The sequence below is a fragment of the Alkalihalophilus marmarensis DSM 21297 genome (assembly GCF_000474275.2).
GTDB lineage: Bacteria > Bacillota > Bacilli > Bacillales > Bacillaceae_D > Alkalihalophilus > Alkalihalophilus marmarensis.
Map to the genome: position 1 here is coordinate 155131 of NZ_ATAE01000056.1, position 18562 is coordinate 173692.

The following is an 18562-nucleotide window of genomic DNA, read 5'->3' on the forward strand; positions in this document are numbered from 1 at the left end:
AAATGTGAGAATTCAATTATATATGAGCAACACTGGTTATTGCTCAAGAAGAGAAACAGAAAGACTATTGGCTGCTGGTCGAATAACGGTTAATGGTAAAACAGCGACAAAAGATACATTTGTTGATACAGATGACTGTATTTTATTAGATGGTTCGCCGGTTCCGATGAAGGAACGAAATATTTACCTTTTGTTACATAAACCAACGGGCATTGTATGTACGGCCCAAAGGCAGGTCAAAAATAATCTGATTGATTACATGAATTATCCTGAACGGATTTTTGCTGTTGGACGTCTCGATAAAGATTCTGAAGGCCTGCTTCTCTTAACGAATGATGGTGATATTGTAAACAAAATCATGCGAGTCGAAAATGGCCATGAAAAAGAATATATTGTAACCGTTGACCGTCCTTATCCTGATTCATTTTTAAAGGGTATGGCGAGTGGTGTTGAGATTCTAGATCAGATGACAGAGCCATGTACTGTTACGAGAATCGATGAAATGACGTTTCGAATTATCTTAAAGCAGGGCTTAAATCGTCAAATTAGACGCATGACAAAAGAGTTCGGATACTATGTGACAAGACTTCGGCGCGTTCGAATTATGAACCTTTCAATAGATAGACTGCCATATGGACAATGGCGTGAATTAACAGATGAAGAACTTAATGTCTTGATGAAGGATCTTAGATGAGGGATTAGAAGTTGTTCGTACCACCTCCTATAAATAGTAGTGTACTAGAGATTCATAAAAAAGTCGAATATTATTTTATTTTTCTGAAAATATATCCCTTTTTTTAAAGACCTCTTTACAAGATTCATAGAGTCATGTATATTATAGGCAAGTTTATATTGAAGCTGATGAGTTCAATTGAGAGGCAGCTTTTTGCGAGATGCGATCTACTAAGATCGTACCTCGCAAAAAGTTGTCTCTTTTTTTGTACCCATCGGTAACCGCTTCCAAGAAAGGGGAGAGATGTATGAGTGTCTATTTAGCTGAATTAATTGGTACAATGGTTTTAATTATTTTTGGTGGAGGGGTTGTAGCCGGCGTCGTACTTAAAAAGTCAAAAGCTGAAAACTCTGGCTGGATTGTCATTACATTTGGATGGGGATTTGCCGTAGCTTTTGCTGTATATGCGGTCGGTGGAATCAGCGGAGCACATTTAAACCCTGCTGTAACGCTAGGACTCGCTTCGGTAGGAGAATTTTCTTGGAGTTTAGTTCCAGGGTATATCATCGCTCAAATTATTGGTGCATTTATTGGTGCGTGCATTGTCTTTATTCATTATCTGCCACATTGGAGAGAAACAAAGGATCAAGGGGCAAAATTAGCGGTTTTCTCAACAGATCCAGCAATTGCGCATACGCCATCTAACTTAATTAGTGAGGCGATTGGAACGGCTGTATTATTGTTTGGGCTGCTTGCTATTGGAGCGAATCAATTTACAGAAGGGTTAAATCCTTTAATTGTCGGGTTCCTTATCGTAGCCATTGGGTTGTCACTAGGAGGCACTACTGGTTATGCTATTAACCCGGCAAGGGATCTTGGGCCGCGTATAGCACATTTCTTTCTTCCGATAGCAGGAAAAGGCTCATCGAACTGGAAGTATGCATGGGTGCCGATTGCAGGACCTGCAATTGGAGGTGTGTTAGGAGCACAGTTCTATCACATTATGTTTAACGGTGGATCAGTTGTACCGTTATTTATTCTTATTGCACTTCTTATCACTATTAGTGCAGCGTCAAAATGGATGCCATCTGAATCAAAGGTAACAACACATTATCAAAATAACGCAGAAAACGTTTCATAACATTTAAAGGAGAGGGAAGACATGGAGAAAACATATATTCTATCAATCGACCAAGGAACAACAAGCTCGCGTGCTATCCTATTTGATAAAAAAGGAGGAATTGTTCATTCTGCACAAAAGGAATTTACACAGCACTTTCCAAAGCCAGGCTGGGTAGAGCATGATGCGAATGAAATTTGGGGTTCGGTACTCTCGGTTATTGCAAGCGTTTTATCTGAAGCGGATGTGACACCTGGTGAGATTGCTGCGATCGGCATTACAAATCAGCGCGAGACGACCGTTGTGTGGGACAAGCATACTGGAAAGCCTGTGTATAATGCAGTGGTTTGGCAATCAAGGCAGACAGCAGACATTTGTGAAGAATTGAAAGCAAGCGGGCATAATGAGTTATTCCGCAGCAAAACTGGATTGTTAATTGATGCGTACTTCTCCGGTACGAAAGTAAAATGGATTCTTGATAACGTGGACGGGGCAAGAGAGAAGGCGGAAGCTGGAGATTTACTATTCGGTACGATTGATACGTGGTTGATTTGGAAATTAAGCGGCGGCAAGGCGCATGTTACAGATTACACAAACGCATCTCGAACACTAATGTACAACATCTATGACTTAAAATGGGATGATGAGCTGCTTGAGATATTAACGATTCCAAAAACGATGCTGCCTGATGTTCGCTCTTCTTCTGAAGTATACGGGGAAACGGTTGATTATCATTTCTTTGGAGAACAAATTCCGATTGCAGGTGCTGCCGGCGACCAACAAGCGGCACTCTTTGGACAGGCTTGCTTTGAAAAAGGAATGGCTAAAAACACGTATGGTACAGGCTGCTTTATGTTAATGAATACAGGAGATAAAGCCGTACCATCTAAGAGCGGTCTTTTAACAACGATCGCTTGGGGACTAGATGGAAAAGTTGAATATGCGCTAGAAGGAAGTATTTTTGTTGCAGGTTCTGCTATTCAATGGCTGCGTGATGGGATGCGCATGGTTAATCAAGCATCGGATACAGAAGGATATGCAGCAAAAGTAGACTCTACTGACGGAGTGTATATGGTTCCGGCTTTCGTTGGTCTTGGAACGCCATACTGGGATAGTGAAGCTCGCGGGGCAGTGTTTGGGTTGACTCGAGGCACTACAAAAGAGCACTTCATTCGTGCGACGCTTGAGTCATTGGCTTATCAAACAAAGGACGTGCTACAGGCAATGGAAACTGATTCAGGAATTAACCTAAGGAAGCTTCGTGCAGATGGCGGTGCTGTTAAAAATAATTTCTTAATGCAGTTCCAAAGTGATATTCTAAATGTGCCGGTTGAGCGTCCGGTGGTAAATGAAACGACTGCTCTAGGTGCTGCTTATCTTGCTGGACTTGCTGTAGGCTTCTGGGAAGATAAACAAGAAATTGCTGATAATTGGAAGATCGATCGCTCGTTTGAAGTAGAGATGGACGATGACGTGCGGCAGCCTTTATATGATGGCTGGAAGCAAGCTGTTAAATCAACAATGGGATTTAAACCAAAAGCAAAATAGTTCCTGCACTCTGACGCCCATAAAGCCGGTTATTATTTACGAGATAAATAAGACTTGCTATACTTGGGGTAAGTTAATAAAGAGTCTATGAGGAGAGGACTGCAACTTTTTTGATTAATGATTTTCGTTAAGTGATACGTTAATGAATTGATCAAGTTTAGTTGTGGTCCTTTTTTATCTTGCTTCCATTAATTATTACGTAAAGTAAGGGTGAACCATATGAACTTTAACGGTCAAAAAGTGCTGCCCGCCATCAAGCGGATGAAAGATTTTGAAAAGGTGTTATCTAATAATGACGAATATATGGTCATGTTAGATCTTCATATTGCTCAGCTTGGTGCAGTCATGAATCAAACGAAAAGGGCTAATAAAAAAGTGATTCTTCACGCTGATATGATTCAAGGGCTGAGAAATGATAAATATTCCACTGAGTTTTTATGTCAGCAAATTAAACCGGCCGGTCTTATTTCAACGAGAGGCGATGTGCTTAGAACAGCTAAGAAAAATAACGTATTAGCTATCCAGCGTTTATTTTTATTAGATACGATTGCCCTAGAGACAAGCTATAAGCTGGTTGAACAGATAGAGCCGGATTTTATTGAAGTCCTTCCAGGCGTGATTCCTCACTATATCGAGAAGGTCAGAAAGGACACGAAGACTGAAGTCATAACGGGAGGGTTAATTGAAACAGAAGAGGATGCCACGAGAGCGTTTGAGGCAGGAGCGGTAGCCATTACAACCTCTAGAGAAGACTTATGGAAATTTAATATGGGCGACTAAAAAGGCTGCGAATTAACTCGCAGCCTTTTCGTTTGCTTGAATCTTGCCAGAGACGGTTTTTTGGTTTCCAACCATAATTCCTAGAAAAATAATGATGACACCGAGCCATTGAAAAATGGAAACCGCTTCGCCAAGTACGAAATAGGACATCATAACAGCGACAGGCAGTTCGGCCGACGTCAGTATTGTTCCAAGACCCGAGCCGACATGCGGCATGCCAATGGAAAATAATAATGGAGGCAGGGCGACTCCGAATAAACCTAACATTAATCCATAGAACACAATATCACTTGATAACGGTGTGTGAAGAACGACCGTCGGCGGAAAAATAAAGAGAACTAAAATAAAGCTTCCTGTAGCAAATAGTGTACTGCGCTGAATAGCAGGAAGATGTGTGCCTGCTGAACTGCTTAAGTACACAAATAAAGAAAAGGTGATGGATGATAGAAATCCCCAAAAGGCTCCGATCCAAGTAAAAGATGAGCCTCCGTTCGTCCCAATCCCAGCTGCAAGAACAGATCCACCTAACAAGACAGCAATCGAGACCAGCTTTACTTTGCTCGGACGCTTCTTTTGTAAGAGCCATTCAAGTAAGGACCCTACCCAGACAAATTGAAAAAGAAAGATGATAGCAAGGGAAGCATCCAGTGTTTCTAGAGCTTGATAATAAAATAAGCCTGTTAAAGCCATCGGTATACCTGCTGCAAACATCGTCAAAATGGATGTAATAGGCAGTTTAACTTTTGGAGAAAAGAGGAAAATAATCCAGAGGAAAACAATGCCGAAAGCAAATTGACTTAGTGTCACAATACTAAGAGTGTATCCTGCACCATATGCCAGCTTAACGAACGTTGATAAGATTCCTAAACAGCATCCGCCGATTAAGATAAGGATGGGGTATATCCATGATTTCATATCTCGAAACTCTCCCTTCAAAATAAAAAAGCCACACAGCTGCCAAAAAGCAGTTGTGTGGCGAAAATAAGAGATGATTCTCTTAGAAAAATCCACTTCCTATAAACTAGGTTTTGATATAAAAATGATTGTCTTATGTGTTCATCTGTTAATTTTATTGTAAGAGGGGAAGAGAGACCTGTCAATATAAGGGTTGTGTATTTTGAAATTTCAGAAAAATATCGTTTTACAGAATGCTTGTTTATAATAGACAAGATACTAAATTAAAGAGGTGAGTAAATTTGGAGAGTATTTTAAACGGGTTAAACTGGATCGTTGATGGCGGAAATAACCTGCTGTGGACGTACGTCTTAATTGCATTGCTGCTTGGGCTTGGCGTATACTTCACCATTGTTACGAAGTTTGTACAAGTAAGACTTTTTGGTGAGATGTTCCGAGTGATCACAGAGAAAAAAGATGGTAACAAAGGAATATCTGCTTTCCAAGCGTTTACGATCAGTACGGCTTCCCGTGTAGGTACTGGTAACTTAGCAGGGGTTGCCATTGCAATTGCGCTTGGGGGACCTGGTGCGATTTTTTGGATGTGGGTAGTAGCACTTATTGGTATGGCAACAGCTTTTATTGAAAGTACGTTAGCACAAGTGTATAAAGTTAGAGACGGTGAGCAGTTCCGCGGCGGGCCGGCTTATTACATGGAGAAGGCTTTAAATAAACGTGGCTTAGGAATTATTTTTGCTGTTTTAATTACTCTATGTTTTGGCTTGATCTTTAATGCGGTACAAGCTAACACAATTACGCTGGCTTTTGAAAACGCATTTAATTTTGATCGTTTTGTGATAGGTATTATTGTTGCGGGATTAGCAGGCTTAGTTATTTTTGGCGGCGTTAAACGAATTGCAAGTGTGACACAGATTGTTGTTCCAGTGATGGCTATTATTTATTTAGTGATTGCCTTCTTTATCGTTATTACAAACTTCACGCAAATTCCAGCTGTTTTCAACTTAATTATCACTAATGCATTTGGAATTAATGAAATCATTGGAGGAGGAATCGGTGCTGCCATTATGCAAGGGGTACGCCGTGGTTTATTCTCGAATGAAGCCGGTATGGGTAGTGTGCCGAATGCTGCAGCAACGGCAAATGTAAGCCACCCGGCTAAACAAGGATTAGTACAATCCCTTGGAGTATTTGTTGATACGATGATCATTTGTTCGGCAACGGCTTTCATGATCCTTCTTACAGATGTGTATCAAACAGGTGAATCAAATGGAATTGTATTAACGCAAAGTGCGCTAACACAGCATATTGGCTCGTGGGCACCAAGCTTTGTAGCGATTGCTATCTTATTGTTTGCCTTTAGTTCAATCATCGGTAACTACTATTATGGTGAAACAAATATTGAATTCATTCGCGAGAGCTCTGCGTGGAAAACCGTTTATCGTGTAGCTGTATTACTAATGGTTCTGTTCGGCTCTGTTGCAGAAATTATTCTTGTGTGGAACATGGCAGATTTATTTATGGGATTAATGGCTGTATTAAACTTAGTCGTGATCTTCCTCATTGGTAAGGTAGCGCTTGATGTGTTGAAAGATTACACATCTCAGCGCAAGGCAGGGAAAAATCCTGTGTTTTATGCAAGAAATATTACTGGTTTGAAAAATACAGAATGCTGGGATGAACAAGCGGAGAGAGACCGCCAGTAATTCCCTTTAGACACCTACTTATCCGTAGGTGTTTTTTTGATTGTAAAAAGGACCCATATTCTCTCTACTTGTCTCATATATAAGAAGGTGAGGGAGTGGGGCTTGTATGAATACGTTTGTTAAAGGTGCTGTTTTACTGATTATTGTCGCGTTTGTTGGTGAGTGCTTAGAGTTTTTGATCAATATGGTACTTGCAAGAGAATTAGGGGAAGAAGGACTAGGGTTATATATGTCGATCCTTCCTACCGTTTTATTTGTCGTCGTCATTGCCAGTTTAGAGCTGCCTATATCTATTTCAAAATTTGTAGCGGAAAAAGAAGCCATTTACCACCGAAGCATGCTTTCTCATGCCCTGCGTTTTGCATCGGTATGTACTGTCGTTTTTGTTGTACTAGCTTTTGTAATTTTGCCGATGATTCCTTTATTTAACCACTATCATCCAGCTACACCGATGCTTTTTATTACTTTAATCCCGATTATTGCCTTTTCCTCCGTTGCTAGAGGATATTTTATGGGTGCTCAGAATATGAGAAAAGTGGCTGCGGCCAACTTTTTAAGGCGAGCTGGCCAGCTTGTGTTGTTAGTTCTAGTTTTTTCTTTGTTTTCATTTGAAGTGGGTACGGCGATATTTGTTTCATTATGTGCGCTTATTGCCACCGAAATGATTGTACTTACCTACTTACTTATATCTTTTTACTTACAGATGAACACATTAAAAAAGCAGCCGCAAGCTAAGCTCTCAGGGAGTTCTGTACGCAGATCACTGCTCCAGGTGTCCTTGCCGACCACAGGATTGAGAATATTTCACGCCGCTTCTTTTGCTGTTAAACCGTTTCTCATTAAAGAAGCTTTAGTTAGAGCTGGGATGATAGATACCATGGCGATGGTTCAGTACGGCAAGCTTGCAGGCGTTGCCTTTACGATTGGCTTTTTCCCAGCTTTCATTGCTCATTCATTATTAATTGTCCTTATTCCCGCTGTGTCCGAAGCCTATTCTAAAGGAGACATAGAGAGGCTTCAGAAATTACTTAGACGAGTGATGCTGACGACTTTTCTGTATGGCATTCCTGCTGTCTACGTATTTTATTTCTATGCAGAACCGCTGACAAGTCTCTTTTTTGAAGATTCTCCTGCTGCAGGGTATTTGCAGCTGCTCGTTCCTTATTTTCTATTCCATTACTTTGTGATGCCGATGCAGGCGTACTTAATTGGACTCGGACTTGTTAAAGATGCATTCTGGCACGCTGTGTGGTCTACCACTTTATCTTTTATTTTGATGTTTGTCCTAGGTTCCCGTCCGGAATTTGGAATGGGCGGGATCATTATCGGGATGAATCTAGGGGCAGTATTGCTCACCTTAATGCACTATATGACCATCACCAAGAAAATTCACTTAAGCATATTGCTTAGAAAACAAGCTTAAAATATTTTTAACCTTGATGAGCACATTCGTGTTCATCTTTTTTTATTCAGGGTAAAGAGAAGAAAGTGAAAAATTTGTCGAAAAAAAAGATTGACGAAGTTGTATATACAAGATAAAATGAAAACGTAATCAAGACATGTATATACAAATATAGACAAGACACATATTTATTTGTAGTTAAGAAACACTATAGGAAAAAACGATGTCATTTTTCATTTTTACGAAGGAAATGAAAACGTTAACAGAGGGGGAAGGAAAATGAGTGCTAACAAAGAAGCTGCTAAGCAAATACTTGAGGCTATCGGTGGTAAAGAGAATATTGCTTCAGCTACACATTGTGTAACTCGTCTGCGTTTTGCTTTACATGATGAAGGGAAAGTGGACAAAGAAAAACTAGAAAATATCGACATTGTTAAAGGTTCATTTTCAACAAATGGGCAGTTCCAAGTCATTATTGGACAAGGCTTAGTCGATAAGGTATTTAAAGAATTAGTTGTCCTTGCTGGTATTTCTGAAGCGTCTAAAGAAGAAACTAAGACAGCAGCAGCTAAGAATCTAAATCCCATACAGCGTGCTATAAAAGTACTAGCTGATGTGTTTATCCCAATCCTTCCTGCGATTGTTACAGCTGGTTTGTTAATGGGGATCAACAACATTCTGACAGCACCTGGGATCTTTGGAAGTGAATCGGTTGTTGAGATGTTCCCGCAATGGGCAGATTTCGCGAACATCATTCACCTAATTGCTAATACCGCCTTTGTCTTCTTGCCGGCACTAATCGGTTGGTCAGCGGTCAAGCGGTTTGGCGGGAATGAACTCCTCGGGGTTGTACTCGGTTTAATGCTCGTTCACCCAGATTTATTGAATGCTTGGGCTTACGGGGAAGCACTAGAAGCAGGAGAAATTCCTTATTGGAACTTGTTTGGACTTGATATAGCGCAAGTTGGATACCAAGGTCAGGTTCTTCCGATCTTAATTGCATCATTTGTCCTTGCAAAAATTGAAATTGCCCTTAAAAAACGTATTCCTGATGGATTTCAGCTATTAGTTGTAGCACCTATTGCTCTTCTTGTTACTGGCTTCTTATCCTTCATTGTTATTGGTCCAATTACTTTTGCGATCGGTAATGGGATTACAGATTTATTTGTAGGTATTTTTGATAACTTCGCTGCGATTGGCGGCTTGTTATATGGTGCGATTTATGCGCCGCTGGTTATTACAGGTATGCACCACACATTCCTTGCGGTTGATCTACAGTTAATCGGAAGTACAGGTGCAACATTCTTATGGCCGATTGTGGCCTTATCAAATATTGCTCAAGGTTCTGCAGCGCTAGCGATGTACTTTGTGCTACGTGATGACAAAGTTAAAGGACTATCATTTACATCTGCAGTGTCAGCCTATCTTGGTATTACAGAACCAGCGATGTTTGGGGTAAACCTTCGTTACCGTTTCCCATTCATCTGTGCAATTATCGGCTCGGCCCTTGCAGCAGTATGGATTACTCTTAATGCGGTGACTGCCCCAGCTATTGGTGTCGGCGGACTGCCAGCAGTATTCTCGATTACAAGCGGAAAATGGATGGTCTTCTCCATTGGTATGGCGATCGCATTTATTGTACCGATTGTATTAACGTTCTTATTTGCAAAAATCCGCAAGCCAAACCTGTAAGTAAAGGGTTGCATTGTACGTGAAGCCATTTGTAGATCAGCTTATTCAAAGTGAATAAAGGCTGAGTACAAATGGCTTTCTTGTTTTTTAAACGCAATAAAGGTAAACTTGTATATACAAGTTATTGATGATTAGAAAGGTGTGTAGATAACATGAATGAATGGTGGAGAAAATCAGTCGTTTACCAAATCTATCCTAAGAGCTTTAATGATACAACTGGAAATGGTGTAGGTGACTTACAAGGTATTATTGAAAAGCTAGATTATCTAAAAGATTTAGGAGTAGACGTTCTGTGGTTAACTCCGGTATATGCGTCTCCTCAAAAAGATAATGGATATGATATTAGTGATTACTATTCCATTCATGGTGAGTATGGGACGATGGAAGACTTTGATCGATTATTAAGTGAAACACATAATCGTGGAATGAAACTAATTATGGATTTAGTAGTAAACCATACATCAACAGAGCACCAATGGTTTAAGGAATCTCAGCAATCAAAAGACAATAAATATCGTGATTTTTATATTTGGAAGGATCCTGTAGATGGTGCTGAGCCGACGAATTGGCAGTCTAAGTTTGGAGGGAATGCTTGGAAGTGGGATCCTGAAACAGAGCAATATTACTTGCACCTGTTTGATGTTACTCAAGCTGACTTAAACTGGGAAAATGAAGAGCTTCGCAAGCATGTATATGATATGATGCACTTCTGGTTTGATAAAGGAATTGATGGATTTAGATTAGATGTAATTAACTTAATTTCCAAAGACCAGTCTTTCCCTAATGATGATGGATCTGTCGCACCTGGTGATGGACGAAAATTTTATACAGATGGTCCGCGTGTGCATGAATATTTACAGGAGATGAATCGTGAAGTGCTCTCAAAATACGATAGTATGACTGTAGGTGAAATGTCATCTACTTCAATTGATCATTGTATTAAATACTCAAATCCAGACCGAAATGAACTTAGCATGACCTTTAATTTCCACCATTTGAAAGTTGATTATCCAAATGGGGAGAAATGGGCTATTGCTGATTTTGATTTTCAGGCACTAAAGCAGATCTTAACTAAATGGCAAGTGGAAATGCACAAAGGTGGAGGCTGGAATGCATTGTTCTGGTGCAACCATGATCAGCCGCGCGTTGTGACTCGCTATGGAAATGATCAAGAATTTCATAAAGAGTCTGCCAAAATGCTTGCTACAACCGTTCATATGATGCAAGGAACACCTTATGTGTATCAAGGCGAAGAGTTTGGAATGACTGACCCTAAGTTTACATCCATCGATCAGTATCGTGATGTAGAAACACTAAATTACTACAAAATCATGAAAGAAAAAGGCATTGATGAAGCGGAAATTATGGAGATCATTAAGCGCAAATCCCGTGATAATTCAAGAACTCCGGTACAATGGAATACTGATGAGCATGCCGGATTTACAACAGGAACTCCGTGGATTGGCGTAAGTGATAACTATAAGCAAATTAACGCTGAAAATGCTGTTGCTGACCCTTCATCCATTTTTTATCACTACAAAAACTTAATTCAGCTGCGTAAAGAGTACGATGTGATTACTTATGGAAACTATAAGTTAATCTTAGAAGATGATGATCAGATCTTTGCTTACGTACGTGAATACGAAGGTGAGCTTCTGCTTGTCGTTAATAATTTCTACGGGAAGGAAGCGTCGGTAAAATTAGATTCCATCATAGAGGGTTATGACCAATCGAAATTACTGATATCCAATTATGATGATTCATCCGAAGTATCTGAATTAACAGCACTCCGTCCTTACGAATCACTCGTTTATCACTTACAGAAATCGTGATAAAATACTGTTGGGTGGTAAATCATGACAAAGAACAAGTTTAGGTTAATCTATGATCAATTAGCAACAGAGATTCAAAAAGGAATGATTCAAGCTGGTGAACTGCTTCCATCAGAAAATGAGTTAGCTGATACGTATCAGGCTTCCAGGGAAACAATCCGTAAAGCATTAAAGCTTTTATCTGAGCATGGTTACATTCAAAAGGTTCAAGGGAAAGGCTCGATTGTTTTAGATATTAGTAAAATTGACTTTCCTATTTCAGGACTTGTCAGCTTTAAGGAGCTGGCTGATAAAATGGGAAAGCGTGCAAAAACAACAGTTGTAACCTTTAGTCGTGACCGTGTAAATGATTTTCTACGCGAACATCTTCAAGCCGTGGATGGTGAAGAGGTTTGGTCGGTTGCTCGTGTCCGTGAGATCGATGGGGAGAAAATTATTTTAGACAAAGATTTCTTACGAGTTGACTTGGTGCCTGTTTTAACCAAGAAAGATTGTGAAGAGTCGATCTATGCTCATATTGAAGAAGAACTTGGACTTGTCGTCAGCTTTGCTAAAAAAGAAATTACCGTAGAAGAGCCGACGGAGGAAGATATGGAGCTGCTTGACCTTGAAGGCTATTCAAATGTCGTAGTCGTCAAAAGTCATGTCTATCTTGATGATGCCAAACTTTTTCAGTATACCGAATCACGACATAGACCAGATAAATTTCGCTTTGTCGATTTTGCTAGACGTGCAAAATAAGGAGAAGGAGCTGTTTCCTAATAGGGACAGCTCTTTTCATGTTTTTGGGGTGAGGGAATGAGTAATGATTGATTGACGCAATTCCGCTCTACAAGAATAAAATTCCGGGTAAAGTGGATGAAATATGCTGATGAAACAGGGCAATAAGACGTGATAGGCGCAATAACGTGGGATCGGAGCAATTGTGCCAGCTAATGACGCAATTGCTCCGGGAACAAGCGCAATCGGCTGTCTGACAGACGCATAAACGGTTTGAAAATATACAATAGCAGCAGCTTAGCCAAAAATTAAGCACCTAGACAGTTTGTATCTGATCCGAGCAATATATTAGGTAGTTGTGTATGGTTTTTGTATAATGTATTTGTACATTTCATGCAAATGTTTTTATAAGGAGGAACACAACCATGTCAAGCGTACATGACTTTACTGTTCAGTCGACTAAAGGGGAAGAAGTCTCTTTATCGATTTACAAAGGTCAAATAATGCTAATTGTAAATACAGCGACAAAATGCGGCCTTGCTCCACAATTTAAAGGGTTAGAAAAGCTGCACCAGCAGTACAAAGACAAAGGATTGGCAGTGCTTGGCTTTCCGTGCAACCAGTTTATGAACCAAGAGCCTGTTAGTGATGAACAAATGACAGAAGCTTGTGAGATCAATTTTGGAGTGACTTTCCCGTTATTTGCCAAAATTAATGTGAACGGATCGGATGCTCATCCACTTTACAAACATCTTAAAAAAGAACAAAAAGGTCTGCTCAGTTCAGAAATTAAATGGAACTTTACTAAATTCTTAGTTGATAAAGATGGTGAAGTCGTCAAACGGTTTGGACCGAATACTTCTCCTGAGAAAATGGAAGATGAAATTAAGGAACTATTAGGCGAATAATAAATCGTAGCTATTTGGATACATTTTAATGATTCAAATAGCTTTTTTGTCTGTAAAATAGATATCATAAGAAAACGGGATCATATTAAGAAAGGAATCATAAAGGTGGCGAGGGAATGAATGTGAGTAATCATCCAACTAATTTAAAGAGTGAAGCGGCTTCCTTTTTAACTCAATGTTACTCAGAACTGGGCTTATCTAGTATACAATTAAACGATCGGATAGATGAAGTAAATCAAGAAATTGAGCAAACGGGTACATATACACACACGAGAGAAGAGCTCAGGCACGGTGCAAAAATGGCATGGAGAAACAGTAACCGCTGCATCGGACGTTTATTTTGGGAATCAATGCATGTTCTTGATGAGAGAGGCTTGAGTAAGGAGGAAGAGATTGCTGACGCTCTTTTTTATCATTTAACCTATGCGACAAATGAAGGCAAAGTCATCCCAACTATAACGGTTTTTAAGCCTGCATCGAACAATCAGGTACCGGTCCGCATCTGGAACCATCAATTAATTCGTTATGCAGGGTATGAAACAGAGAGTGGAACTATTGGAGACCCTGCTTCTATTGCCTTTACGAAGCAATGTGAGGAACTTGGCTGGAAGGGAGAAGGGACCCCTTTTGATGTGCTGCCTCTAGTCATTCAATGCGGCAAGCGGACGCCAAAGTGGTTTGAGATTCCAAAAGATTGCATCATGGAAGTGCCGATTACTCACCCGGCAAAGCCCCAATTTAAGGGGTTGAACTTAAAATGGTATGGTGTGCCGTTTATTTCAGATATGCGGCTTGAGATCGGGGGCATTGATTATGTCGCAGCCCCTTTTAATGGCTGGTATATGGGAACTGAAATTGGAGCAAGGAATTTGGCAGATGAAACAAGATATCATATGCTGCCAAAAGTGGCGGGGATTCTTGGGCTCAATTCTGAGAGAGAAGCTTATTTATGGAGGGATGAAGCGCTGGTTGAATTAAATCGTGCGGTGCTTTATTCTTTTAAAGAAGCAGGAGTGAGCATTGTGGATCACCACACAGCAGCCAAGCAGTTCAAGCGATTTGAGGAAAGAGAAGAGGATGCTGGCAGACCGGTTACTGGGATGTGGAGCTGGCTGATCCCGCCAATGTCTCCTGCAGCAACTCATATTTTCCATAAAGATTACGATAATAAAGTAGTAAGTCCGAATTATTTTTATCAAGAGCAGCCTTACAAGTAAAAGTATGCTTTCTTATTGTGTCTGGCAAAAGTGTCCGGCAATGAGAAAGGATGCTTTTTTATATGATGGTGCAAGGGATTGGTCGTTACGATACAATTAAGAAGCAGTAAAAGATAAAATGTTAGACAGCATAAATATATTGTGAAGTTACGCAGAAAAGGACGGATAGAATGAGCATTTTACAAGTAGAGCATTTAACCAAAACATATGGGGATAAAACTCTTTTCGATGATCTTTCATTTACAATTAATCAAAAAGAGAGAATTGGATTGATCGGAATAAACGGCACTGGAAAATCAACTCTATTGAAGGTGCTTGCTAAAATTGAGGGAATGGATTCAGGCGAATTAATTCATGCGAATGATTTTCAGATTGAATATTTGCCGCAGCAGCCGGAGCTTGAAGCAGGGTTAACTGTGCTTGAGCAGATCTATTACGGAGACTCACCAATTATGAAGACGATGAGAGCATATGAAGAAATGGTCTTAGAGCTTGAACGTGATCCGGCTAATGAAAAGAAATTAGCTTCCTTAATGAAGCTGCAGCAGAAAATGGACGAGCTTGATGCTTGGGAAGCGAATACGACTGCTAAGACAATTTTATCGAAGCTTGGTATAACGGATTACACGGAAAAAGTAGATTCCCTTTCTGGCGGACAGAAAAAACGGGTTGCGATTGCGAAAGCACTAATTCAGCCAGCGGACCTTCTATTATTAGATGAGCCGACTAACCACTTAGACCATGCAGTGATTGAATGGCTTGAAGGGTTCCTCGCTCAGTACCGCGGGGCATTTATCGTCATTACGCATGATCGTTATTTCTTAACGCGCGTCACAAATAAGATGATTGAACTTGACCGTGGCAGGCTTCATACATATGAGGGGAATTATGAAGAATATCTTTCATTGAAAGCGGAACGAGAAGAACAAGAGCATACGCAGGAAAGAAAGCGCCAAAATCTCTTAAGAAGAGAGCTTGCTTGGCTGCACCGCGGGGCGAAGGCAAGAACGACAAAACAGAAGGCAAGAATTCAGCGGGTAGATGAGCTGAAAGAAGATACACCTGAGTTTTTGAATCGTGAGTTTGATTTTGCTATCGGTTCAACGAGACTCGGCAAGCAAGTGCTTGAAGTAAAAGGTTTAACAAAGCATTTTGGGGATAAACAGTTAATAACAAATTTGAATTATTTGATCGTAAAAGGTGAACGACTTGGAATTGTCGGCCCTAATGGAAGCGGGAAAACGACGCTGCTTCAACTGCTCGCAGGCAGAGTAAAACCAACAAGCGGCGAGGTTCTTGTTGGTGAAACAGTCAAAATTGGATATTACACTCAAGAGGATGAAGAGATTGATGGAGGCCTTCGTGTTATTGACTATATAAAAGAAGTGGCGGAGGTTGTTCATACTGTTAATCATGAGGTCATTACAGCCGAGCAAATGCTTGAGCGTTTCTTATTTCCTCGTTCGATGCAGTATACGTATGTAAGACGTTTATCAGGCGGTGAGAAGCGTCGATTGTATCTTTTGAAAATCCTGATGGGAGAGCCGAATGTGTTATTCCTTGATGAGCCGACAAATGATCTTGATACACAAACTCTTTCTGTCCTTGAAGATTACCTAGATCAGTTCCCGGGTGTCGTTGTCACCGTTTCGCATGACCGCTATTTTCTCGATCGGGTGGTTGATCATTTGCTTGTCTTTAAAGGAGAAGGCAGCATAGAGCGTTTCCAAGGACATTATAGCGACTTTCTTCAATCACAAGAAGAAGATGCAGCTCTTCAAAAAGTGAAAGAGAAAACAGAAGCACCTAAAGTAGAAAAAACAAAACGTAAATTGTCTTACCACGAGCAAAAAGAGTGGGACGGTATTGAAGAGAAAATTGAGAAGCTCGAAATGAAAACAGCAGAGCTAGAAGAAGCGATTACTAAAGCAGGAAGTGACTACGGGAAAATAAGTGAATTGATGAGTGAGAAAGAAAAGGTTGAAACTGAGCTGAATCATACGATGGAACGCTGGGAAGAACTCTCTATACTCATTGAAGAGCTTCAAGGTTAGAAAAAAGGTATAAAGAAGTTGTACAAAGCCCTCGCATAATCGACGTAATACGATACAATGTAGTGAGAAGGAACTGAACATTGCAGGGACAGTAAAATGCTCTTTGACTGGGCGGACCAAGCAATGTATCAAGCGAAGAAAAAAGGCCGGAATCAAGTACTGGTTTATAACAAATAATACAAAAGCAACCAAAGATGGTTGCTTTTTTTGATTGAGTTGATTGATTTTGAACGAATAATTGAATGTTTTTGATTGATTATAAATGAATTTGGTTGTATACTCATAGTAATTAATAACGTAAGAGGTGTTTAATGATGCTTACGATCGAACGTCAAGAAACGATTCTTTCATTGCTGAAAGAAAAAGAAACAATAAAAATTCAAGAAATCATTGAAATAACAGGGTCTTCTGAGTCCACTATTAGAAGAGATTTAAAGGAACTAGAGCAATCAAAGAAATTAAAGCGCATACATGGCGGAGCAACATTATTTCAAAAGAAGCTGGTTGAGCCGACTGTAGCAGAAAAAACAGTCAAAAACCGTCAAGAAAAGCAGATGATCGCTAAAAAAGCGGCAGACTTAGTTGAAGAAGGAGATTGTCTCTTTCTAGATGCTGGTACGAGTACGGTTGAAATGATTCCTTTTCTTAAAGGCAAGGATATCGTCGTTGTCACAAATGGGTTGAATAATATTGCAGAGCTGCTTGAAGCAGAAATTGAAACCCATGTGGTCGGAGGATATGTGAAAAAAGGAACGAGAGCATTTGTTGGCCGTGGTGCGATTCAATCATTAAGAGGGTTTCGTTTTGACAAAGCGTTCATTGGTACGAATGGTATAAGCTTGAAAGATGGCTGTACAACGCCCGATCCAGAAGAGGCCTTTATTAAAGAAGAAGCGATCAAGCTTGCTGCCGAAAGTTTTGTGTTAGCTGATCATACGAAGTTTGGTGAAGTATCCTTTTCAAAATTTGCCGATGTGAAAGAAGTCGTCATTCTAACAAGTGCCCAAATTGATTCTGAACTGCGTAACCAGATAAGCCAAGCAACGAAAGTAGAGGTATTTCCATCATGATTTATACGATTACACTTAATCCTGCAGTTGATTATTTCTTGGAGGTTGATCATTTTACAGCAGGAGCCGTTAACCGTTCTAACGCCGAAAGAAAAGTTCCGGGCGGTAAGGGAATTAATGTATCTAGAGTATTACAGCGACTCGGACATAAGAGTGAGGCGTTAGGGTTTATCGGAGGGTTTACTGGAGATTTTATTGCTTCCTCACTTGAGGCGGAGTCCATTCAGACGAACTTCATTAAAGTTCACGGCGATTCAAGAATTAACGTCAAATTATATAGTGAAACAGAAACTGAGATAAACGGTTCATCCCCAATTATTACGAAAGCTCATGTGACTCAATTAAAGGGACAGATTGAAAGGCTAAGCGAAGGGGATGTCTTAGTTCTTGCTGGGAGCGTTCCAAGTTCACTTGATGATGACTTATACCAAGTATTAATAGAAGCGGCTAGAGAGCGAGGGGTGTTTGTATGCTTAGATACAAGCGGTGAACCTTTAAGAAAAGCGATAGAGGCTAAACCTTCATTAATTAAACCCAATCATCATGAACTGGGCGAGCTATTTGGAGTACAAATTAAAAATATTGATGAAGCACTGCCCTATGTCAGCCACCTTATTGAAAAAGGAATTGAGTATGTTCTTATCTCTTTTGCAGGTGAAGGAGCACTGCTTGGAACAAAAGAGGGAATTTATTCAGCTGTTCCTCCAAAAGGGAAGGTACAAAATTCAGTAGGTGCTGGAGACTCTACAGTAGCTGGATTTATCAATTCAGTACTAGCAGATTCAACAGATGTAGAAAAGCTTGCTTTTGCAGTAGCATGCGGAAGTGCTACCGCATTTTCTAAAAGCTTCTGCGAGCTAGAAGATGTGAAGAGATTAAAAGAGAGTATTGAAATAAAACATATAAAGTAAAAGATCTTAGGGGGAGG

Annotated in this window: 15 protein-coding genes; 14 read left to right on the forward strand and 1 reads right to left on the reverse strand. The window is 40.2% G+C overall.

Annotated elements, in window-relative coordinates; all coding sequences use genetic code 11:
• Positions 1 to 4: 4 nt before the first annotated feature.
• The 4 genes from A33I_RS18385 to A33I_RS18400 all read left to right on the forward strand — a co-directional run bounded on the left by A33I_RS18385 (position 5) and on the right by A33I_RS18400 (position 4121).
• Positions 5 to 694 carry a pseudouridine synthase gene (locus tag A33I_RS18385; protein ID WP_022629785.1) on the forward strand — a complete coding sequence of 230 codons (690 nt, stop codon included), beginning with the start codon at positions 5 to 7 and terminating at the stop codon, positions 692 to 694.
• A gap of 286 nt (positions 695 to 980) precedes the next feature.
• Complete coding sequence (locus tag A33I_RS18390; RefSeq protein ID WP_022629786.1) at positions 981 to 1814, forward strand: MIP/aquaporin family protein; 834 nt, start codon at positions 981 to 983, stop codon at positions 1812 to 1814.
• Positions 1815 to 1835: 21 nt separating this feature from the next.
• Positions 1836 to 3341 (forward strand): glycerol kinase GlpK, encoded by a 1506-nt coding sequence (gene glpK, locus A33I_RS18395; protein WP_022629787.1) that lies wholly within the window; start codon positions 1836 to 1838, stop codon positions 3339 to 3341.
• Positions 3342 to 3560: 219 nt separating this feature from the next.
• Positions 3561 to 4121, forward strand: a complete 561-nt coding sequence (locus A33I_RS18400; RefSeq protein WP_022629788.1) for a glycerol-3-phosphate responsive antiterminator — start codon at positions 3561 to 3563, stop codon at positions 4119 to 4121.
• Positions 4122 to 4133: 12 nt separating this feature from the next.
• On the opposite strand, the gene A33I_RS18405 is transcribed toward A33I_RS18400, so the two are convergent.
• The gene (locus A33I_RS18405; RefSeq protein WP_022629789.1) at positions 4134 to 5036 is read right to left on the reverse strand and encodes an EamA family transporter; all 903 of its coding nucleotides are present in this window, start codon (positions 5034 to 5036) and stop codon (positions 4134 to 4136) included.
• 281 nt (positions 5037 to 5317) lie between these two features.
• Here A33I_RS18405 and A33I_RS18410 point away from each other — a divergent pair, with 281 nt between their 5' ends.
• The 10 genes from A33I_RS18410 (at position 5318) to pfkB (ending at position 18545) form a co-directional block, all read left to right on the forward strand.
• Positions 5318 to 6739 (forward strand): alanine/glycine:cation symporter family protein, encoded by a 1422-nt coding sequence (locus A33I_RS18410; protein ID WP_022629790.1) that lies wholly within the window; start codon positions 5318 to 5320, stop codon positions 6737 to 6739.
• 106 nt (positions 6740 to 6845) lie between these two features.
• Complete coding sequence (locus A33I_RS18415) at positions 6846 to 8162, forward strand: polysaccharide biosynthesis protein (protein WP_022629791.1); 1317 nt, start codon at positions 6846 to 6848, stop codon at positions 8160 to 8162.
• 258 nt (positions 8163 to 8420) lie between these two features.
• Positions 8421 to 9833 carry a PTS system trehalose-specific EIIBC component gene (gene treP, locus A33I_RS18420; protein WP_012957488.1) on the forward strand — a complete coding sequence of 471 codons (1413 nt, stop codon included), beginning with the start codon at positions 8421 to 8423 and terminating at the stop codon, positions 9831 to 9833.
• Positions 9834 to 9985: 152 nt separating this feature from the next.
• The gene (gene treC, locus A33I_RS18425) at positions 9986 to 11665 is read left to right on the forward strand and encodes an alpha,alpha-phosphotrehalase (RefSeq protein ID WP_022629792.1); all 1680 of its coding nucleotides are present in this window, start codon (positions 9986 to 9988) and stop codon (positions 11663 to 11665) included.
• Positions 11666 to 11689: 24 nt separating this feature from the next.
• Positions 11690 to 12406 (forward strand): trehalose operon repressor, encoded by a 717-nt coding sequence (treR, locus tag A33I_RS18430; RefSeq protein ID WP_022629793.1) that lies wholly within the window; start codon positions 11690 to 11692, stop codon positions 12404 to 12406.
• A gap of 404 nt (positions 12407 to 12810) precedes the next feature.
• Positions 12811 to 13293: a glutathione peroxidase gene (locus A33I_RS18435; RefSeq protein WP_022629794.1), complete on the forward strand. Its 483-nt coding sequence runs from the start codon at positions 12811 to 12813 to the stop codon at positions 13291 to 13293.
• Positions 13294 to 13409: 116 nt separating this feature from the next.
• A complete protein-coding gene (locus A33I_RS18440) occupies positions 13410 to 14510 on the forward strand; it encodes a nitric oxide synthase oxygenase (RefSeq protein ID WP_022629795.1) in 1101 nt (366 codons plus the stop codon).
• 170 nt (positions 14511 to 14680) lie between these two features.
• Complete coding sequence (locus A33I_RS18445) at positions 14681 to 16564, forward strand: ABC-F family ATP-binding cassette domain-containing protein (RefSeq protein WP_022629796.1); 1884 nt, start codon at positions 14681 to 14683, stop codon at positions 16562 to 16564.
• A 314-nt stretch (positions 16565 to 16878) separates the two neighbouring features.
• A complete protein-coding gene (locus tag A33I_RS18450; RefSeq protein ID WP_041203620.1) occupies positions 16879 to 17634 on the forward strand; it encodes a DeoR/GlpR family DNA-binding transcription regulator in 756 nt (251 codons plus the stop codon).
• On the forward strand, positions 17631 to 18545 hold the full coding sequence (gene pfkB / locus A33I_RS18455; protein ID WP_022629798.1) for a 1-phosphofructokinase: 915 nt from the start codon (positions 17631 to 17633) through the stop codon (positions 18543 to 18545). Before A33I_RS18450 ends, pfkB begins: the two co-directional genes overlap by 4 nt.
• Positions 18546 to 18562 lie beyond the last annotated feature (17 nt).